The organism is Saccharopolyspora erythraea (assembly GCF_018141105.1).
GTDB lineage: Bacteria > Actinomycetota > Actinomycetes > Mycobacteriales > Pseudonocardiaceae > Saccharopolyspora_D > Saccharopolyspora_D erythraea_A.
Genome location: NZ_CP054839.1, coordinates 1,109,348 through 1,126,528 on the forward strand (window position 1 = coordinate 1,109,348; position 17,181 = coordinate 1,126,528).

The 17,181-nt window shown below is 72.8% G+C and carries 17 protein-coding genes and 1 pseudogene; 9 read left to right on the top strand and 9 right to left on the bottom strand.

Features of this window, described 5'->3' with window-relative positions:
- Positions 1 to 65: 65 nt before the first annotated feature.
- From dapD to HUO13_RS05110, 5 genes are all read right to left on the bottom strand, one after another.
- Entirely contained in the window at positions 66 to 1,055 is a 990-nt protein-coding gene (gene dapD, locus HUO13_RS05090; RefSeq protein WP_211900322.1) for a 2,3,4,5-tetrahydropyridine-2,6-dicarboxylate N-succinyltransferase, read from the bottom strand.
- 215 nt (positions 1,056 to 1,270) lie between these two features.
- Positions 1,271 to 1,792, bottom strand: a complete 522-nt coding sequence (locus tag HUO13_RS05095; RefSeq protein ID WP_211900323.1) for an LppA family lipoprotein — start codon at positions 1,790 to 1,792, stop codon at positions 1,271 to 1,273.
- A complete protein-coding gene (locus tag HUO13_RS05100) occupies positions 1,789 to 2,301 on the bottom strand; it encodes an LppA family lipoprotein (protein WP_211900324.1) in 513 nt (170 codons plus the stop codon). The genes HUO13_RS05095 and HUO13_RS05100 overlap by 4 nt, the downstream gene beginning before the upstream one ends.
- On the bottom strand, positions 2,301 to 4,001 hold the full coding sequence (locus HUO13_RS05105) for an alpha/beta hydrolase (RefSeq protein WP_211900325.1): 1,701 nt from the start codon (positions 3,999 to 4,001) through the stop codon (positions 2,301 to 2,303). Before HUO13_RS05105 ends, HUO13_RS05100 begins: the two co-directional genes overlap by 1 nt.
- Positions 4,001 to 4,315, bottom strand: a complete 315-nt coding sequence (locus HUO13_RS05110; protein WP_211900326.1) for a hypothetical protein — start codon at positions 4,313 to 4,315, stop codon at positions 4,001 to 4,003. The genes HUO13_RS05105 and HUO13_RS05110 overlap by 1 nt, the downstream gene beginning before the upstream one ends.
- An 80-nt stretch (positions 4,316 to 4,395) precedes the next feature.
- Between HUO13_RS05110 and dapE the strand changes: the two genes are divergently transcribed.
- Positions 4,396 to 5,481: a succinyl-diaminopimelate desuccinylase gene (gene dapE, locus HUO13_RS05115; protein WP_211900327.1), complete on the top strand. Its 1,086-nt coding sequence runs from the start codon at positions 4,396 to 4,398 to the stop codon at positions 5,479 to 5,481.
- 1,093 nt (positions 5,482 to 6,574) lie between these two features.
- Here the strand turns inward: dapE and HUO13_RS37295 are convergent.
- A pseudogene (locus HUO13_RS37295) lies at positions 6,575 to 7,393 on the bottom strand (slipin family protein); the annotation flags it as partial.
- Between the two features lie 251 nt (positions 7,394 to 7,644).
- On the opposite strand from HUO13_RS37295, the gene HUO13_RS05125 reads away from it, so the two are divergent.
- Positions 7,645 to 8,430, top strand: a complete 786-nt coding sequence (locus HUO13_RS05125) for a TIGR00730 family Rossman fold protein (protein WP_211900329.1) — start codon at positions 7,645 to 7,647, stop codon at positions 8,428 to 8,430.
- The gene (locus HUO13_RS05130; RefSeq protein WP_211900330.1) at positions 8,427 to 8,978 is read left to right on the top strand and encodes a TIGR00730 family Rossman fold protein; all 552 of its coding nucleotides are present in this window, start codon (positions 8,427 to 8,429) and stop codon (positions 8,976 to 8,978) included. Before HUO13_RS05125 ends, HUO13_RS05130 begins: the two co-directional genes overlap by 4 nt.
- 139 nt (positions 8,979 to 9,117) lie before the next feature.
- Here HUO13_RS05130 and HUO13_RS05135 read toward each other — a convergent pair whose 3' ends face one another.
- On the bottom strand, positions 9,118 to 10,713 hold the full coding sequence (locus HUO13_RS05135; RefSeq protein WP_211900331.1) for a CocE/NonD family hydrolase: 1,596 nt from the start codon (positions 10,711 to 10,713) through the stop codon (positions 9,118 to 9,120).
- 151 nt (positions 10,714 to 10,864) lie between these two features.
- Between HUO13_RS05135 and folP the strand changes: the two genes are divergently transcribed.
- Complete coding sequence (gene folP / locus HUO13_RS05140; protein WP_211900332.1) at positions 10,865 to 11,734, top strand: dihydropteroate synthase; 870 nt, start codon at positions 10,865 to 10,867, stop codon at positions 11,732 to 11,734.
- A gap of 175 nt (positions 11,735 to 11,909) precedes the next feature.
- Here folP and HUO13_RS05145 read toward each other — a convergent pair whose 3' ends face one another.
- Positions 11,910 to 12,239: a hypothetical protein gene (locus HUO13_RS05145; RefSeq protein WP_211900333.1), complete on the bottom strand. Its 330-nt coding sequence runs from the start codon at positions 12,237 to 12,239 to the stop codon at positions 11,910 to 11,912.
- A gap of 227 nt (positions 12,240 to 12,466) precedes the next feature.
- Here HUO13_RS05145 and HUO13_RS05150 point away from each other — a divergent pair, with 227 nt between their 5' ends.
- The 3 genes from HUO13_RS05150 (at position 12,467) to HUO13_RS05160 (ending at position 13,820) form a co-directional block, all read left to right on the top strand.
- Positions 12,467 to 12,808 carry a PadR family transcriptional regulator gene (locus tag HUO13_RS05150; RefSeq protein WP_211900334.1) on the top strand — a complete coding sequence of 114 codons (342 nt, stop codon included), beginning with the start codon at positions 12,467 to 12,469 and terminating at the stop codon, positions 12,806 to 12,808.
- A gap of 80 nt (positions 12,809 to 12,888) precedes the next feature.
- Positions 12,889 to 13,236, top strand: a complete 348-nt coding sequence (locus HUO13_RS05155; protein ID WP_211900335.1) for a DivIVA domain-containing protein — start codon at positions 12,889 to 12,891, stop codon at positions 13,234 to 13,236.
- Positions 13,233 to 13,820: a DNA-3-methyladenine glycosylase I gene (locus HUO13_RS05160; RefSeq protein ID WP_211900336.1), complete on the top strand. Its 588-nt coding sequence runs from the start codon at positions 13,233 to 13,235 to the stop codon at positions 13,818 to 13,820. The genes HUO13_RS05155 and HUO13_RS05160 overlap by 4 nt, the downstream gene beginning before the upstream one ends.
- 184 nt (positions 13,821 to 14,004) lie before the next feature.
- On the opposite strand, the gene HUO13_RS05165 is transcribed toward HUO13_RS05160, so the two are convergent.
- Positions 14,005 to 14,793, bottom strand: a complete 789-nt coding sequence (locus HUO13_RS05165) for an enoyl-CoA hydratase-related protein (RefSeq protein WP_211900337.1) — start codon at positions 14,791 to 14,793, stop codon at positions 14,005 to 14,007.
- Positions 14,794 to 15,170: 377 nt separating this feature from the next.
- Here HUO13_RS05165 and HUO13_RS05170 point away from each other — a divergent pair, with 377 nt between their 5' ends.
- Together HUO13_RS05170 and HUO13_RS05175 are read left to right on the top strand one after the other, a co-directional pair.
- Positions 15,171 to 15,338, top strand: a complete 168-nt coding sequence (locus HUO13_RS05170; protein WP_009949794.1) for a DUF3117 domain-containing protein — start codon at positions 15,171 to 15,173, stop codon at positions 15,336 to 15,338.
- A 254-nt stretch (positions 15,339 to 15,592) separates the two neighbouring features.
- On the top strand, positions 15,593 to 17,104 hold the full coding sequence (locus HUO13_RS05175) for a leucyl aminopeptidase (RefSeq protein ID WP_211900338.1): 1,512 nt from the start codon (positions 15,593 to 15,595) through the stop codon (positions 17,102 to 17,104).
- The last annotated feature ends 77 nt before the right edge of the window (positions 17,105 to 17,181 follow it).

Genomic DNA, 17,181 nt, shown 5'->3' on the forward strand with positions numbered 1-17,181 from the left:
GGACCGTCCGCCTGGTTCATCCAGGCGAAGCAGGCCCGCCCGCCGTCGCAGCGGTGCTCCGGCGCTCAGTCGTTGGCGTGCAGGACGGCGTTCAGCTCGACCTTGCCGCCCGAGCGCGGCGCGACCTCGACCGCGCCGGTGCTGGAGTTGCGGCGGAACAGCAGTCCGGCCGACCCCGAAAGCTCGCGCGCCTTGGTGATCGTGCCGTCCGGCAGCGTGACCTTGGTGCCCGCCGTGACGTAGAGGCCGGCCTCCACGACGCAGTCGTCGCCGAGCGAGATGCCCACGCCGCCGTTGGCGCCGATCAGGCAGCGCTCGCCGACGGAGATGACCTCCTTGCCGCCACCGGACAGCGTGCCCATGATCGAGGCGCCGCCGCCGAGGTCGGAGCCGTCGCCCATCACCACGCCCGCCGAGATGCGGCCCTCGACCATGGAGGCGCCCAGCGTGCCGGCGTTGAAGTTGACGAAGCCCTCGTGCATCACCGTCGTGCCGCTGGCCAGGTGGGCGCCGAGGCGCACCCGGTCGGCGTCGCCGACGCGCACGCCCGACGGCGCGACGTAGTCGACCATGCGCGGGAACTTGTCGATGCTGTAGACGGTGACCGGGCCGCGGGCGCGCAGCCTGAGGCGGGTCGCCTCGAAGCCCTCCACCGGGCACGGGCCGTGGTTGGTCCACACGACGTTGGACAGCAGGCCGAACATGCCGTCGAGGTTCTGGCCGTGCGGGCGCACCAGCCGGTGCGACAGCAGGTGCAGGCGAAGGTAGAGGTCGTGGGCGTCGGCGGGCTCGTCGGCCAGCCGGGAGATGTCGGTGCGCACCGCCACGACGTCGACGCCGCGGGCGTCGTCGCGACCGACCAGCGCAGCGCCGGCCTCGCCGAGCGACTGCGCGGCCTCCTCGGCGGACAGGCGCCGGGTGCCCGACTCCCCGGGCTCGCCGAGCCGGACGGTGGGGAACCAGGTGTCCAGCACGGTGCCGTCGTCGGTGACGGTGGCCAGGCCGATGCCGTGGGCTCCGGTGGCCTGCGGGTCGGGTGTGAGTGCACTGCTCATGGCTGGAAACCGTAATCGGCGCAGGTGACCACTGCTAGCAAGGGGCGTGCGACGACCGGGCCGCCGACGCCTCACGAGCCTCCGGGCGGTGCTTCGGCCGGGGCTCTCACCTGCGGTTTTCTACAGCGGCCGGGGTGGGGCGGCAGCCCCGGGGCGGGCATGCGGTGGCGTCGGTGTAGGCGGCATCACAGGTCCCAGGCCGACTGCCGGGGACATCAGCCCAGACTGCCCTGCGGCAGGTGGCAGCCGGTGCTGAGGCTGAGGATGGTGTTCTTCGCCGTGCCGAACCGGTAGACCGCTGCGAACCCGTCGGTGGCCTCGACCTCGTGGTCGTCGGGGCGGTCGACGACCGGCCTGGGTGCCCCGAACCCGTAACCGGCGGTGACCTCGGCAGCGACCCGGACGGCCTCCGGCCAGCGCTCGTCGGCGATGTTCGCCTCGTAGGTCCACCGGTCGAGGGTGCGGCTCTCGGCCTCTTGGATGCCGGGGAAGTCCGCGCAACCCGCCCGGCTCGCCTCCCCGTCGTTCACCCACGCGGACACGCCGAGCTCCGCGGCCAGCCGGTCGCGCAGCTCTTGCTGCATCCGGCCGTAGCGGTCGCTGATCTCCTCGATGGAGGGGCGTTGCCGCAGCGCGGCGGCACCGTCCTCGGGCCCGCTCGCGCACCCGCCGGCCACTGTTGCGGTGAGCAACAGCGCCGAAGTGCCTGCCGCCGAACGCGCGCCGAGGGGGCTCATCCGCCCTGCGGCAGGTGGCAGCCGGTGCTGACGGTCAGCAGGGTGTTCTTCGCGGTGCCGAACAGGTAGCTGCCGCCGTACTGGTCGGTCGCGGTGATCTGGTGGTCGCCGGGCCGGTCGACGACGACCTCCACGGCGCCGAAGCCGTATCGGGCGGTCACCTCTCCCACGACGCGTACCGCGCGCGGCCAGTTGGCGTCGGGGAGGTTGCCGCTGGAGCGCCACGACTCCAGCATCCGAGTCTCCCCACCCAGGTTGGGGAAGTCCGCGCAGCCGGCGTTGCTCATCGGCTCGCGCGGGGTCCAGGACAGCGACCCGATCTCGGCGGACAGCCGCTCCCGGAGCTCGCGCTGCATCTGGTCGTAGCGGGCGGTCACCTCCTCGATGCTCGGCCGCTGCTGGAGGGTCGCGCGCTGGTCTTCCACATCTCCCCCGGGGGTCGGGCCCGGCCGTCCCGCGCATCCGGCGGCGAGCACGGCGCAGAGCGTGAACAGAACGAGCTTCTTCATCAGAACAGGTCCCGGATCTTCGAGGGTGCCCATGAAAGGTAGTCGCCGAAGCCCTTGCCCTCGCCCCGCACGGTGCGGTCGGGCAGACCCGCGACGACGGCGGCCATGTTGTGCTGGCTGGTGCTGTTGTCGGCGACGTAACCGCTGTGCCCGGTGGACTCCCCGAGCCGCCGGCCGCCACCGGGCTCGGTCGCCTCCTCGGCGGAGAGGTCCTGGATGCCCTCCATGTGCGTGGGATCGCCGCCGAAGCGCCCGAAGTCGGCCACCGGGTCGTTCCTCGCCTCGATCCGGTAGGTGTGCCCCTCCGGCATGTGCAGGTCCTCGACGTCGTCGGTGCCGACGCCGGGGGAGCCGAAGACGATCGCGTCGTCCACCCCGTGCCCACCGCCCTGCAACGCGTAGCCGGTCGTGGTCGAACCGTAGGAGTGCCCGAGCGCGGTCAGGTGCGGATCGGTGTCGCGGGAGGCGTTGATGCCCCTGAAGAACTCGTTGAGCTTCGCTCCGCCCTCCTGCGCGGAGTCGGAGCGGATCACCGAGTTCTCATCCCACGGCGCGTGCTCGTCGTCCTGCGGGGCCTCGTAGCCGATCCAGCTGACCGCGGCGACCGTGCCGCCTTCGCCGTAGCGGTCGCTCTCGTGCTGGGCTTGGGTGCGGAGCTGGTTCATCTGGTGGTCGAGGCCCTCCAGGGTGCCGCTCACCGTGCTGTTGAGCCCCGGGGTGAACACCGAGACGTGATCGGCGGTGTCGACGTCGCCCACAGCCACCGCGGCCTTGAGGCGCTCACCGCCGGAGTCCAGCACCAGCAGTTGCCTCGGCGGCTGCCGTTCGAGCGTCTTGTCGATGGCATCGATGGAGGCGATCTTGCCGTCGACCTCCTCGAGCTTCGCGCGCTCGTCCTCGGAGACACCGCCCCGCTCGATCCCGGCCCTCTCCTCGTGCAGGGCGTCGCGTTCGTCGTCGATGCGGTTGCGGTTGGCCAGGTCGCGGACTTGGGCGGGGATGCCGTCGCGGTTGCCGAGCCAGGCGGGAGGGGCCGCGCGCAGCGCGTCCTGCTCCTCCCGCGACAGCGACTTCCACCAGCGGGCGTTCTCCGCCGCAGTGCCCGCGGGCGGTGCGTCGATGGTCGCGGCCAGGCCGCGGGCGTCGCCGGTCGCGGCGTCGTCGGCGAGCGAGCCGCCCCGGCCGGGGTCCATGACGTCGTTCTCGGCGTCGGTGAGCACCTTCGCCAGCTCCTCGTCGGCGCGGTTGGCCCGTTGGAGGATCTCGCGGACCTTCTCCACGAGCTGGTCGCGGACGCGGATGCGCTCCTGCCTGACCTGCTCGATCTGGTCGGCCGGCACGTCGTCGGGCGGAGCGACGTCGCGGACGCCGCCCTCGGCGGTGATCTCGAAGCCGTTTCCCCTGGCCAGGTCGTCGGCTTCGCGGAGCAGCCTGTGGATCGCCTCCACCTCGTCGGCGGTCTCGGCGACGCAGCGGCGGACCGCGGCCACCTCGACCACCAGCTCCCGCATCACCCGGGTCAGGCCCGCGTGGCTCTGCGCGGCGGAATCGGCGGCCGCACCACGCCAGCCCTCGGGCCGGGCTGAGCCCTTCAGCTCGTCGTCGACGGCGACCAGCCGGTCCTGGTGCCTGCCCAGCGCGGCGAAGACCTTCTCCAGCGCGGCCGGCTCCCACCTGCGGACGTCGGAAAGCGACACCATCAGCCGGCCTGCTCCCTCATCTCCGCGGCGATGCGTCCGAAGGCGTCGGCGGCGGCCTGCTCGTTCCCGCCGTACTCGGCGGCGGCCGAGTCGAGCGCCGCGCCGTGGGCGCGCGCGTCGCGGCTCCACACCTTGACGGTCTGGGACCAGCTCCGCGCCACCGCGCCCGCGGCCTGCGCGGAACGGCTGCCGGGCAGGGCGGTGGCCAGGTCCGTCGCGGCGGAGCCGAGGTCGACCGCGGCGGCCTGGTCACCGGCCGACCTCGCCTTCGCGGCGGCCTCGCGAAGGTTCTGCATGACGGCTTGGTAGCTCACTGCCCACCTCCGGCGGGCAGGCTATCCCGATCAAGTGGCTCGGAAGGGGCGATTCGGTGAATACCGGTAGCCTCCCCCACGTGACCGCCGAGCTGAACCTCACCGCAGACCCTGTCGAGCTCACCGCCGCGCTGGTGGACATCCCGAGCGTGTCGGGCGACGAGAAGCTCATCGCCGACGCGGTCGAGCACGCGCTGCGCGAGCAGGCGCCGCACCTGGAGGTCGTGCGCAACGGCGAGGCCGTGCTGGCCAGGACGAACCTGGGCCGGGGCTCCCGAGTGGTGCTCGCCGGGCACCTCGACACCGTGCCGGTCAACGACAACCTCCCGTCGCACCGCAGCGGCTCGGGCGACGACGAGCTGCTGCACGGCTGCGGCACGGCCGACATGAAGAGCGGCGACGCGGTGATGCTCGGCATCGCCGCCGGGCTCACCGACCCGCGCCACGACCTGACCTTCCTGTTCTACGACTGCGAGGAGGTCGAGGCCGAGCGCAACGGCCTGAACCGCATCGAGCGGGAGCTGCCGGAATGGCTCGACGGCGACCTCGCGGTGGTCTGCGAGCCGTCGAACGCGGCGATCGAGGCCGGGTGCCAGGGCACGCTGCGGGTCGAGGTGCGCACGAAGGGTGCGCGGGCGCACACGGCGCGGGCGTGGATGGGCGAGAACGCCATCCATGCGGCGCAGCCGGTCCTGCAGCGCCTGGTCGACTACACGCCGAGGCAGCCCATGATCGACGGCCTCCAGTACCACGAGGGGCTGCAGGCGGTGCGGATCGCCGGTGGCGTCGCGGGCAACGTCGTCCCGGACAGCTGCGTGGTGACGGTGAACCACCGCTTCGCCCCGGACCGCTCCCTGGCCGAGGCGGAGGCGCACGTGCGGGAGGTCTTCGACGGCTTCGACGTGACGCTGACCGACGGGGCGCAGGGCGCGCTGCCGGGACTCACGGCGCCCGCGGCGGCGGAGCTGGTGGCGGCGTCCGGACAGCCGCCGGTCGCGAAGCTGGGGTGGACCGACGTGGCGCGGTTCGCCGCGCGCGGGCTGCCCGCGGTGAACTTCGGGCCCGGCGCCCCGACGCTGGCCCACACGCAGCAGGAGCACGTGCCGGTGACGCAGATCCGCCACTGCGCCCAGGCCCTGCGGCGCTTCCTCAGCCCGGAGGGCTGAGGGGCTGGCGCCGACTGCCTTCGCGGGGCGAGGTGAGGTGCGGCGGCTGCGGCGGTGGCTTACCGACACGCGGGGTTGAGCGTTGTCGCGTGCGCGTGTCGGTGGGGCGGTCTGCGGAGAAGGCGACTGACACGCTGGGTTGAGCGTTGTCGCGTGCGCGTGTCGGTGGGGCAATCGGCGGTGGAGGCGACCGACATGCCGGGGTGAGCCTGGTCAGGTGCGCGTGCGCGTGCGCGTGTGCGTGTGCGTGTCGGTGGGCGGTGACTGGTGGTGTCAACCGACACGCCGGGGGGAGCTTGGTCAAGTGCGCGTGTCGGATCCGGGGCCGCATTGGCCGAACCGACACGCCGGAATGCTTGTAGTCCGATGCACGTGCGATACACGCGTGTGCGGTCCGACTCGCATCCTGGCCAGGGTGGTGCAGCTGTCCGACACGCGAGGGCGACCGTGGTCAGGCGCGCGTGTCGGTGGGGCGGTCTGCGGAGAAGGCAACCGACACGCTGGGGTGAGCGCGGTTGCGTGCGCGTGTCGGCAGGGCGATCAGCGGTGAAGGCGACCGACATGCCGGGGTGAGCCTGGTCGGGTGCGCGTGTCGGTGGCGGTGGCTGGTGGTGTCAGCCGACATGCCGAGGTGAGCCTGTCGCGTGTGCGTGTCAGTGGGGCAGTGGCCGGTGGTATCGACTGACACGCCGAGGCGAACGCGATCGGGCGCGCGTGCCGTTCCGCCACCCCGTCGGCGGCTGGGGCGCGTGGGTCAGTCCGCGCCGGTTGTGGTCCAGGACTGGCCGAGGGGCCGTTGCGAATCGGGCCGGAAGCCCGGAGAGCCGGGTTCGTCATCCGGTACCTGCCGGGGCTGCGGCGCCTCGGCCATACCGGGTTCGCCAGCCATACGCGAAGGCTCTCCAGGTTCGCTGTCCGCCGGGGCGCCCCGCCGCACCCGATCCTCGTCCTGCACCAGCTCCTCGTCCGGCACCGGTTCTTCGCCCTGCGCCAGTGCCTCCCCGCGTGCCAGTGCCTCCCCGGGTGCCGGTCCGGCCGCCGCGAGCTCCTCCTGTCGCCCACCGGCGGCCAAGCGCTCCGCGTCGGCCAGGCGTTCCGCTTCCGCCGGCTGGTCCGACTCCGGACGCCTCGGCTCGGGCGCGGCCGCCCCGCCCCCCTGATCGGACTTCACGTGCTCGACGAACCGCAGCAGCTCGACGGGGAAGGGCAGCACGAGCGTCGAGTTCTTCTCCGCCGCCACCTCGACCACCGTCTCCAGCAGCCGCAGTTGCAGCGCCGCCGGCGTGTCGGCCATGACGGTCGCGGCGTCGGCGAGGCGCTGCGACGCCTGGTACTCGCCGTCGGCGGCGATGACCCGGGAGCGCCGTTCCCGCTCGGCCTCGGCCTGCCGGGCGATCGAGCGCTTCATCGACTCCGGCAGCGAGACGTCCTTGATCTCCACCCGGTCGATGTGCACGCCCCAGCCCAGCGCGGGGTTGTCGATCATCAGCTCGAGCCCCTGGTTGAGCCGCTCCCGGTTGGACAGCAGGTCGTCGAGGTCGCTCTTGCCGATGATCGAGCGCAGCGAGGTCTGCGCGACCTGACCGACCGCGAACAGGTAGTCCTCGACGTTGACGATGGCGCGCGCGGCGTCCTCCACCTTGAAGTAGACGACGGCGTCGACCCGCACGGTCACGTTGTCGCGGGTGATGCCCTCCTGCGCCGGGACCGGCATCGTGACGATCTGGAGGTTGACCTTCCGCAGCCGGTCCACCACCGGGACGATCGTGGTCAGGCCGGGCCCGCGGGTCTGCTCCTGCAGCCGGCCGAAGCGGAACACCACGCCGCGCTCGTACTGCTTGATGACCTTCACGGCCGAACCCACGTAGAGCACGACGAGCACGATTGCTACGAGCAACGCCTCGATGACCATGGCAGGCTCCCCGGGCTCGATTCGCGGTCGTGCCCGGCGATCCGTCCCGTCCCCGTGTGAACCACCGTGATCGCCCGTGTCGGCGACGGATCGCCGAATTCACTCGATCTAACCCCTCGTATCGTACGCCCCGCACGCACCGCCGCGAAGCTCTTGAACAGCGGAATCGTCGGCTCGGCGAGACCGGCGCGGCACGCCCGTGACACTGATGGCTCACCCGCCGTTCGCCGCGGGTGCTTACTCTCGATCGCATGACGATTGAGGGCCCCTGGGGCACACCGAACGGTGCCGAGCACCCGCAGGAGAAGCAACGCGGACCGGTGGTCCTGCGCCGGTCGAGGCTCGCCGAGCCCACCACGACCGACCAGCGCCTGCTCGACTCGCGCGGCCCGTCGGACTGGGTGCACACCGACCCGTGGCGGGTGCTGCGGATCCAGGCGGAGTTCGTCGAGGGCTTCGGTGCGCTGGCCGAGGTGCCCCGGGCGGTGACCGTCTTCGGATCGGCCAGAACCCCGCGGGAGCACCCCGAGTACGCCGCGGGCGTGGAGCTCGGCGCGGCGCTGGCCGCCATCGGCTGCGCGGTGATCACCGGGGGCGGCCCCGGCACCATGGAGGCGGTCAACCGGGGCGCCTCGGAGGCGGGCGGCCTCTCGATCGGGCTGGGCATCGAACTGCCCTTCGAGCAGGGGCTCAACCCGTGGGTCGACCTCGGCGTCAACTTCCGCTACTTCTTCGCGCGCAAGACGATGTTCATCAAGTACGCGCAGGCGTTCATCTGCCTGCCCGGCGGCTTCGGCACGATGGACGAGCTGTTCGAGTCGCTGACGCTGGTGCAGACCAAGAAGGTCACCAAGTTCCCCGTGGTGCTCTTCGGCAAGTCCTACTGGCAGGGCCTCTACGACTGGGTGCGCGACAGCATGCTCGCCACCGGCAAGATCGGCGAGAAGGAAATGGGCTTGTTGCACCTGACCGACGACATCGATGATGCCGTGAGCATCGTCGAGGAGGCGTACCAGGCTTGGGAGGCCGCGCATTGAACGAGGAGTCGGCAACGGTGGCGGTCTGCGTCTACTGCGCGTCCCGCCCGGTCCCGCAGCACCACCTCGACCTGGCCGCCGAGGTCGGCACGGGCATCGCCAAGCGCGGCTGGTCGCTGGTCTCCGGCGGCGGCCGGGTGTCGATGATGGGCGAGGTGACGCGCGCCGCCAGGGCGGGCGGTGCGCGGACCGTCGGCGTGATCCCGCGGGCGCTGGTCGACCTGGAGGTCGCCGACAGCGACTCCGACGAACTGCTGGTCGTCGACACCATGCGCGAGCGCAAGGGCCTGATGGACGCGCACGCCAGCGCGTTCCTGGCCCTGCCGGGCGGCATCGGCACGTGCGAGGAGCTGTTCGAGGTGTGGACCTCGCGCTACCTCGGCATGCACGCCAAGCCGGTGGTGCTGCTGGACCCGGAGGGCCACTACCGCGGGCTGCTGGACTGGCTGCACGGCATGGTCGACAGCGGTTTCGCGAGCAGCAGCTCGCTGGACGCGCTGACCGTCGTCACCGACGTGGAGGCCGCGCTCGACGCCTGCGCGCCGTGAACGCTCCGGGCCGTGCGGGCGTGGTGGCAGCCCGCGCGCCCGCAGCGACGCCCCGAACGGTAGGTGCGCCAGGACTTCGCGCCAGGTGACAGCCCGCGCGGCCGCGGCGGCGCCCGTCCCGCCGGCCGCGGCCTGGAGGTCAGCCCAGCGGGATGTCCAGCCGGGACGGCGCACCGGCCGGTGAGTCGAAGCCGACGCGCGAGCCCGCCTGCGCGCTGCTGCCGTAGCGGGGGTCGAGGGTGTCGACGACCAGTACCAGCCGGTGCCCGGCCGGCACGGTCCAGAGCCCGGGCTCCAGTGCCAGCTCGACCCGCTGCGGGCCACCCGATGCGCCGCCGTGCAGCGTCACGGGTTTGTGGCTGATCAGGCTGCCCGCGCCGAAGGCGTCCACGTCGTAGAGGTAGGCGAACAGCGTCGTGTCGTCGGAGTCGGAGGTGACCGTCGTGCTGAGCCTCGGCGTGCCGCTGACCGTCACCGCGCGCGGGTAAGGATCGGTGGCCCACACCCCGGCCCCGCGGCGGTCGACCAGCGGGGTGAACACTCCGACGGGAATGCCGAAGCCCTGGAGGATTCCGCTGATCATCACCGGCCCGCTGTCGGCCAACGTGGGAACTTCGGCGGAGATCGAGTGCTGCCAGCCGGCACCGGGCTGGGTGGTCAGCCCGCCGGTGACGGGCGCGAGCGGGTGGCGCGGTTCGGGCGCGCCGAGGTAGCGGGTGTCGACCCGGCCGGTGACCGAGTCCCAGTCCGGGTACCCGCGCCACGGTCCGCCGTTGATCGGCTTGAGCCGCACCGGGTTCTCCCCGCCGATGCCGTTGGGGACGTCCCGCAGGTGGTGGTCGAACCAGCGCCGGGTGGAGTCCCAGACGTCGTTGGGCAGGCCCGCCGCGCCGAAGATCTCCGGGGTCGCGTGGTCGCCGGGCGAGAGCATGAGGCGCTTGGGGCCGCGCAGGTCCTCGTAGAGGTCGGCCATCTGCTGCGGCGGGAAGAGCGAGTCCTCCCAGGCGTTGGCGATCATCACCGCGGTGCCGTTGGCGTTGATCGCGTCCACGACGGTGGCCGGTGAGCGCTCCGGGACCAGGTGCAGGGCGTCCTCGATCCGGCCCTCGCGGTACGCGCGCTCCAGCTCGGCGAGGTCCGAGCCGAACCGGCCGGTCAGGTGGCCCGCCCCGAGCAGCAACTCGGAACCCTGCGCGTTCACGGTGCCGTTCGGGTACAGCGACTTCTCCAGGTCCGCCCAGCCGCTCATCGCCGAGACGGCCCGCACGCGCGGGTCGGCGGCGGCGGTCAGGGCGCTGATGCCCGCGCCGTAGGAGATCCCGGCCATGCCGACGCGGCCGGGGTCGGCCCCGGTGTTGGCCACCGCCCAGTCGATGACCTTCGACGCGTCGGCGACGTCCTCGGCCCCGGCGACCTCGACCGCGCCGCCGGAGGCCCAGAAGCCGCGCGCGGTGTAGGTGACGACCACGTATCCGGAGTTGTAGGCGAGATCGGCCGCGGCGCCGACGTACTCCAGGTTCGGTGTGGCCCAGCTGGCCGGCATCACCAGCAGCGGGAACGGACCGTCACCGGCCGGCTCGATCACCTTGGCGTCGAGGGCGACGCCGTCGGCGCCGGGAATCGTCTCGTGGCGGACGGTGACGCCTGGCGGGGCGGTGGACGCGGTCGGGGGGACCACGGGAACGGCGAGGGCCGCGACGACGGCCGCGGTCGCGAGGGTGAGCAGGCGGCGCACACCGACCTCCTTGTCGAGTGGCGTGGGGCACAGCGATCAGCAGTAAACATGAACCTACTCTCGGGTAGCAAGTGGCTAGCAGGTCGCGGGGAACCAGCGCCACACACCTGGGCGTGCCGCACCTGCGCACGTCCATGCCAGGATTTGACGGGTGAAGCCACTGCGGTTCGGCGACAAGGACCTGCCGGCAGATCGCCCGCTGGTGATGGCGATCGTGAACCGGACCAGGGACTCCTTCTACGACCGGGGGCGCACGTTCGAGACGTCCGCCGCGGCCGAGGCCGTCGACCGCGCGGTCGAGGACGGGGCCGACATCGTCGACATCGGCGGCGTGCGCGCCGGGGCGCAGGGCGAGACCGTCGACGCGGCCGAGGAGGCCCGCCGGGTGGCGCCCTTCGTCGCGGCGGTGCGCGAGCGCCACCCGGGGCTGGTGATCAGCGTCGACACCTGGCGCCACGAGGTCGCCCGGCACGTCTGCGACGCCGGTGCCGACCTGCTCAACGACACCTGGGCCGGTGTGGACCCGCGGCTGGCCGAGGTCGCCGCCGAGTTCGGCGTCGGCGTCGTCTGCTCCCACACCGGCGGGTTGCCGCCTCGCACCGACCCCCACCGGGTCCGCTACGCCGACGTCGTCGCCGAGGTGACCGCCGAGCTCGTCGAGCGAGCCGAGCGGATGGTGCGCATCGGCGTGCCCGCGCACGGCGTGCTGATCGACCCGACGCACGACTTCGGCAAGAACACCTGGCACGGGCTGGCGCTGCTGCGCCGCGTCGACGAGCTGGTGGCGACCGGCTGGCCGGTGCTGATGGCGCTGTCCAACAAGGACTTCGTCGGTGAGACCCTCGGCGCCGGGGTCGACGAGCGGCTGGAGGGGACGCTGGCGGCGACCGCGGTCGCCGCGTGGGTCGGGGCACGGGTCTTCCGGGCGCACCACGTCCGGGAGACGCGGCGCGTGGTGGAGATGGTCGCGAGCATCGCGGGCACCCGGCCGCCCGAGCAGGTGCTCCGCGCCCTGGCCTGACGAGGCCCGTTCGCGGCGCTCGGCTGCCCTGGCGGTGGGTGGTGCTTCGGGCGGAGGTGTCGCACTCGGAGGCGGCGCCAGGTCGAAGGCACTGCGGTCGGAGGCGGCCTGGACGGACGTGGCCCGGGGCGGAGGCGCCTCGGGCGGAGGTCCGGAAATGGTGGGCGGCCGGTGGTCAGCTCGTGCGGAAGGCCTGGTCGACCAGCTCGGAGACGCCATCGGCCGGGACGTCCGGGCGGACCACGAGCAGCACCGGGGCCAGCCTGATCCACCGCGCCTTCACCCTGGGGGCGCTGGGCTTGGCCGCCGCGAGCTCGTCGGCGAGCTCCTCGAGCCGCCACTGCGCCTCGTCGCGTTCCAGGATCGGGTCCGGGTGCGCGGCGATCACGTCGACCAGCGCGTTGACGTAGGTGCGGAGCTGGTCGAGCGCGCTGTTGCCGCCGACCGCCGCGGCGGCGTCGGGCCGCGCGTCCGGCTGGTCCGAGCGGTCGCTGTCGTTGCGCACTTCGGGGAGCTCCTCGATCGCTCGCGGGTACCGGCGATCCCGAAGTCTGCTGCAGCGGTGGGCACGAACGGGGATGTCGCCACGTTATTCAACCGATCGGGGCAACTCCGGCGAACCGCCGCGGGCGATGTGATGCACGTCATCACCGGTCCAGATCGCGAAAGGACCTAGGTCCCCTTGCGGGAAGGCGATGACAGTGGTCGGAAATATCCGTAGAGTCGCTACTCGTGAAGGCTGATGCGTTGCGCGGTCACCTGGACGCTCTGCTCCTCGCCACGCTCGACGGCAGGGAGCTTCACGGGTACGCAATCATCGAGGCGCTGCAACAACGCAGCGGGGGTGCCCTCGACCTGCCCACCGGCACCGTCTACCCCGCGCTGCGCCGGCTCGAGCGCGCCGGGTACGTGCACAGCTCGTGGAGCACGGTCGGCGGCAGGCAGCGGCGCACGTACCGCCTGACACATTCGGGGGTGCAGACCCTGCAGGCCGAACGCCGCGCGTGGCGCGAGTTCACCACGGCGATCGAGGGCGTGCTGGTCAAGCGGCCCCCGGCGCCCGTGCAGGCGTAGCCCGGTACCTCGCGCCGCTGGTCGCCGCGTCCGCGCAGGCCGAGCCGTGCGGCTCGGGCGCCGCGTGCCACGATCTGGGTGTGGCTAGTGCGCTGATCTACCTGCTCGTCGTGCTCGCGGTCGCCGCAGTGATCTACCTGCTCGCCTCGCTGGTCTTCGGCCGCGGCGAGCAGCTGGAGGCGTTGCCGCCCGGCTCGACCCCGACCCGGCTGCCACCCGCCGATGTCGAAGGCTCCGACGTGCGCGCGCTGCGCTTCCAGCAGGTGCTCCGCGGCTACAAGGCGGCGGAGGTCGACTGGGCGCTGGAGCGGGTCGCCGGCGAGCTCGACGAGCTCCGCGGCCGCATCGCCGTGCTGGAACGCCAGCTCGACGCGGCGGGCGAGGAGATCAGGCGGAGCCGGGCCGAGCGCGCCGAGGAGGAGCTGTGAGCACGCACGGCGACGTCGTCGTCGGTGCGGACGGACTCGCCCGCTGCCCCTGGGGCGCGAGCACGCCGGACTACGTGGAGTACCACGACACCGAGTGGGGCCGCGTCCTGCACGGCGACCGCGCGCTGTTCGAGCGGATCACGCTGGAGTCGTTCCAGTCCGGTCTGTCGTGGCTGACCATCCTCCGCAAGCGAGAGGCGTTCCGCACCGCCTTCGCCGGCTTCGACCCCGAGCGGGTGGCCGGTTTCGGGGAGCACGACCGGGCGCGGCTGCTGGCCGACGCCGGGATCGTGCGCAACCGCGCCAAGATCGACGCCGCCATCCGCAACGCCGGGGCGGTGCTGGGGCTCGACCGGCCGTTGGACGAGCTGCTGTGGTCGTTCGCGCCGCCCGCCGACGGCCGGACGCGGCCGGCGGCCCTCGCGGACGTGCCCGCGACGACACCGGAGTCCACCGCGATGGCCAAGGAGCTCAAGCGCCGCGGCTTCGTGTTCGTGGGGCCCACCACGTGCTACGCGCTGATGCAGGCCACCGGCATGGTCGACGACCACCTCGAGGGCTGCTGGAGAGCCGCCTCCGGCTGAAGGCTGCCTGCGGCCCATGGTCGCCCGGCCACGCCGCTACGCAGCCGTCCACCCACGCCGCTGCCCGTACCGGCCGCAAGGCCGCCCGGTCGCCCCGGTCCGCTGACCGCACGCACCGCCCCGCCGCACCGGCCGGCCGCCGCACCGGTCCGCGACGCGCGGAACCGGCGCGACGGCTCGCGGCTCAGTGCCCGGTGAAGTTCGGGTTCCGCTTCTCGGTGAAGGCCGCCACCGCCTCCCGGTGGTCGGCGGTGCGCCCGGCCTCCGCCTGCGCACCCGCCTCCACGGCGAGCGCCTCGTCGAGGCCCTCGGCCGCAGCCGCGAGCAGGGTTTCCTTGATGCGGGCGTAGGCGCTGGTCGGTCCGGCGGCCATCCGCGACGCCAGCTCGGCGGCGGCCATGGCCGCCTCGCCCTCGCCGACCAGGCGGTTGACCATGCCGATGCGCAGCGCCTCCTCGGCGGCGACCGGCTCGGCCAGCAGCAGCATCTCCATCGCGCGCCCGTAGCCGATCAGCCGGGGCAGCGTCCACGACACGCCGGAGTCGGTGGACAGCCCGACGTTGGCGAAGGCCATCAGGAACTTCGCGTCGGAGGAGGCGATCCGCAGGTCGCACGCATAGGCCAGGGAGGCGCCCGCGCCGGCCGCGGTGCCGTTGACGGCCGCGATCACCGGCTTGGGCATCGTCGCGACCGCGCGGATCATCGGGTTGTAGTGCTCCTCCACCGTCCGCAGCGGCGCCGGGTCGTCGGCCTGCAGCAGGGCGACGTGCTCCTTGAGGTCCTGGCCCGCGCAGAAGGCCTTGCCCGCGCCGGTGATCACGACGGCGCGGACCGCGTCATCGGCTGCGGCCTCCCGCAGCGCGCCGATCAGCGCCTGCTTGAGCTCGACGTTGAGCGAGTTGAAGCTCTCCGGCCGGTTCAACGTGAGCAGGCGCACACCCTCGGTGTCTTGGGTCAGCAGTACGTCGGACACTTCTCGCCCTTTCGTCGTGGTGGACCGGGTGCCGCGCCGACCGCGTTCTCCACAGTGGACGACTTCGGCAGCGGCCCGGGTCCCGAGTAGACAGTGCGGTTCCGCCTGGTGCCGCACGCGATCGCCGTCGCCGCTCCGCAGCGGGCAGCCCACCGGAGCCGGCTCTCGAGCGCCGGCGGCGAATGGCGCCGCACAGGCGCCGGACAACCCCGCACGACGCTCGAGTCTGCCACCCGGCGAGGGCATTCGACCAGCGCACGACCGGCACCAGTTGATCGGTTCGGTTTCGCGGCTGCGTCCGGATGGGGGAGAATGGGACCGGACCCGGCTGGTTGTGGCGACCAGGTGCGGGCACGAGTTCACGGAGGGAGCACGCTATGGCGGCCATGAAGCCCCGGACCGGTGACGGTCCCCTCGAGGTGACTAAGGAGGGGCGCGGGATCGTGATGCGCGTCCCGCTCGAGGGCGGTGGGCGGCTCGTCGTCGAGATGTCGGTCGAGGAGGCCAAGAACCTGGGCGACGCGCTGGAGTCGGCCACCGGCTGAGGCCGCTGGAAGGTGAACGGGATGGTCGTCGCCTGCCCCGGTAGTCAGGCGACAAACTGTGCGGGCCGGCGTTCGGTGCGCAGTGCGTTCGCCGACACATTGACCAGGCCCCGGCATCTCGGTGGGTGCCGGGGCCGTCGTCGGCCCGCGGTTCGATCGTGCGTGGGTGTTCCGCGCGGAAGGGTATTTCTGTGTCCGGTGCCTCAAGATTCGGTTCAGCTCGGGGGAACGGGGAAGACGACCCGGTACTGCCGGTGATCCCCACGTCACTGGTCGAAGTGGACGTCGTGCGGCGTCCGCGCGACGGAGTGCCCACGGCGGTGCCGCTGCCGGCGGGCGAGTCCGGTCCCGAGCTGGCCCCGGTGGCTGAAGCGTTCGAAGTGGACGTCGCGCTGCTGGAGGCCATCGGCGTCAAGTCCTCCGCCGGTGACGTGCGCACGGTGCCGCTGCCGGAAGGGCGCTTCGGCTGGGTGGTCGGCATCGGCTCCGGCGAAGACGAGCAGTGGCGCACCGCGGGTGCCGCGCTGGCCCGCGCGACCCGGGAGAAGCTGGGCGAGACCGGCGAGGCCGAGGGCGACACCGTCGACTTCGGAGAGCCGTCGGAGGCCGAGTACCTCCAGATCAGGTTGCCCGCAGGCATCGGCCAGGACGCCGTGTCGGCGCTCGCGCTCGGCCTGGCGCTGGGCGACTACCGCTTCCGCGTCACCGGGCAGCCCGCCCCGCCGCGACTGCGCAAGGCGCTGCTGGTGACCGACGACGAGGAGCTGCGCGAGCCGGTCGCGCGCGCCCGGGAGTGGGCGGCGGCGACCGCGCTGGCCCGCGACCTGGCCAACTCGCCGTCCAACGTCAAGGACCCGGACTGGTTCACCGGGCTGGCCGCGCGGCTGGCCGGTGAGGTCGACGGGCTGACCGCGACCGTGCGGGACGAGAAGTGGCTGGCCGACCACGGCTTCGGCGGCATCCTCGCCGTCGGCGGCGGTTCCGCCTCGCCGCCGCGGCTGCTCGAACTGACCTGGCGGCCCGCCGACGCCACGGGGCCGCACCTGGTGCTGGTGGGCAAGGGCATCACGTTCGACACCGGCGGCATCTCGCTCAAGCCCGCCGAGGGCATGCACCTGATGCGCACCGACATGTCCGGTGGCGCGGCGGTGATCGGGGCGATGCTGGCCGTGGCGCGGCTCGGGCTCCGGGTGCGGGTCACCGCGCTGGTCCCGTCGGCTGAGAACCACCTGTCGGGCAGCAGCTACCGGCCCGGCGACGTCGTGCGCCACTACGGCGGCAAGACGACCGAGGTCGGCAACACCGACGCCGAAGGACGCATGGTGATGGCCGACGCGCTGGTCTACGGTGCGCGCCACCACGAGGCCGACCTGCTGGTCGACGTCGCCACGCTCACCGGTGCGATGAAGGTCGCGCTCGGCCTGCGCACCGGCGGCGTGTTCGCCACCGACCCGGACCTGTCGCGGCGGCTGCGCGACGCGGGCGAGCGGGTCGGCGAGGCGTGGTGGCCGATGCCGCTGATCGAGGACCACGCCGAGGCGGTCCGGGGCGAGCTGGCCGATGTGAACCAGATCCCGCAGGGCCCGGGTGGAGTCACCGCGGCGCTGTTCCTGCGGGAGTTCACCGAGGGGCTGCCGTGGGCGCACCTGGACATCGCGGGACCGGCGCGGGCGGACAAGAACTACGCCGAGGTCGTCGCGGGCGGCACCGGCTTCGCGGCCCGGAGCCTGGTCGAGTTCGTCGCGAGCCTGGCCGAGCGGGGTTAGTTCCAGGAGGGTTTGCCGAGCGGCTGGGACCCGCACCCTGATCGGCTGACTCTGAAACAGCCCCGAGCGCGAAGTGG

Coding starts and splice junctions, on each gene's coding strand:
- HUO13_RS05125 (WP_211900329.1), top strand. CDS start 7,645: ATGACGATTGAGGGCCCCTGGGGCACACCGAACGGTGCCGAGCACCCG.
- HUO13_RS05170 (WP_009949794.1), top strand. CDS start 15,171: ATGGCGGCCATGAAGCCCCGGACCGGTGACGGTCCCCTCGAGGTGACT.
- HUO13_RS05105 (WP_211900325.1), bottom strand. CDS start 4,001: ATGGTGTCGCTTTCCGACGTCCGCAGGTGGGAGCCGGCCGCGCTGGAG.
- HUO13_RS05095 (WP_211900323.1), bottom strand. CDS start 1,792: ATGAGCCCCCTCGGCGCGCGTTCGGCGGCAGGCACTTCGGCGCTGTTG.
- dapD (WP_211900322.1), bottom strand. CDS start 1,055: ATGAGCAGTGCACTCACACCCGACCCGCAGGCCACCGGAGCCCACGGC.
- HUO13_RS05100 (WP_211900324.1), bottom strand. CDS start 2,301: ATGAAGAAGCTCGTTCTGTTCACGCTCTGCGCCGTGCTCGCCGCCGGA.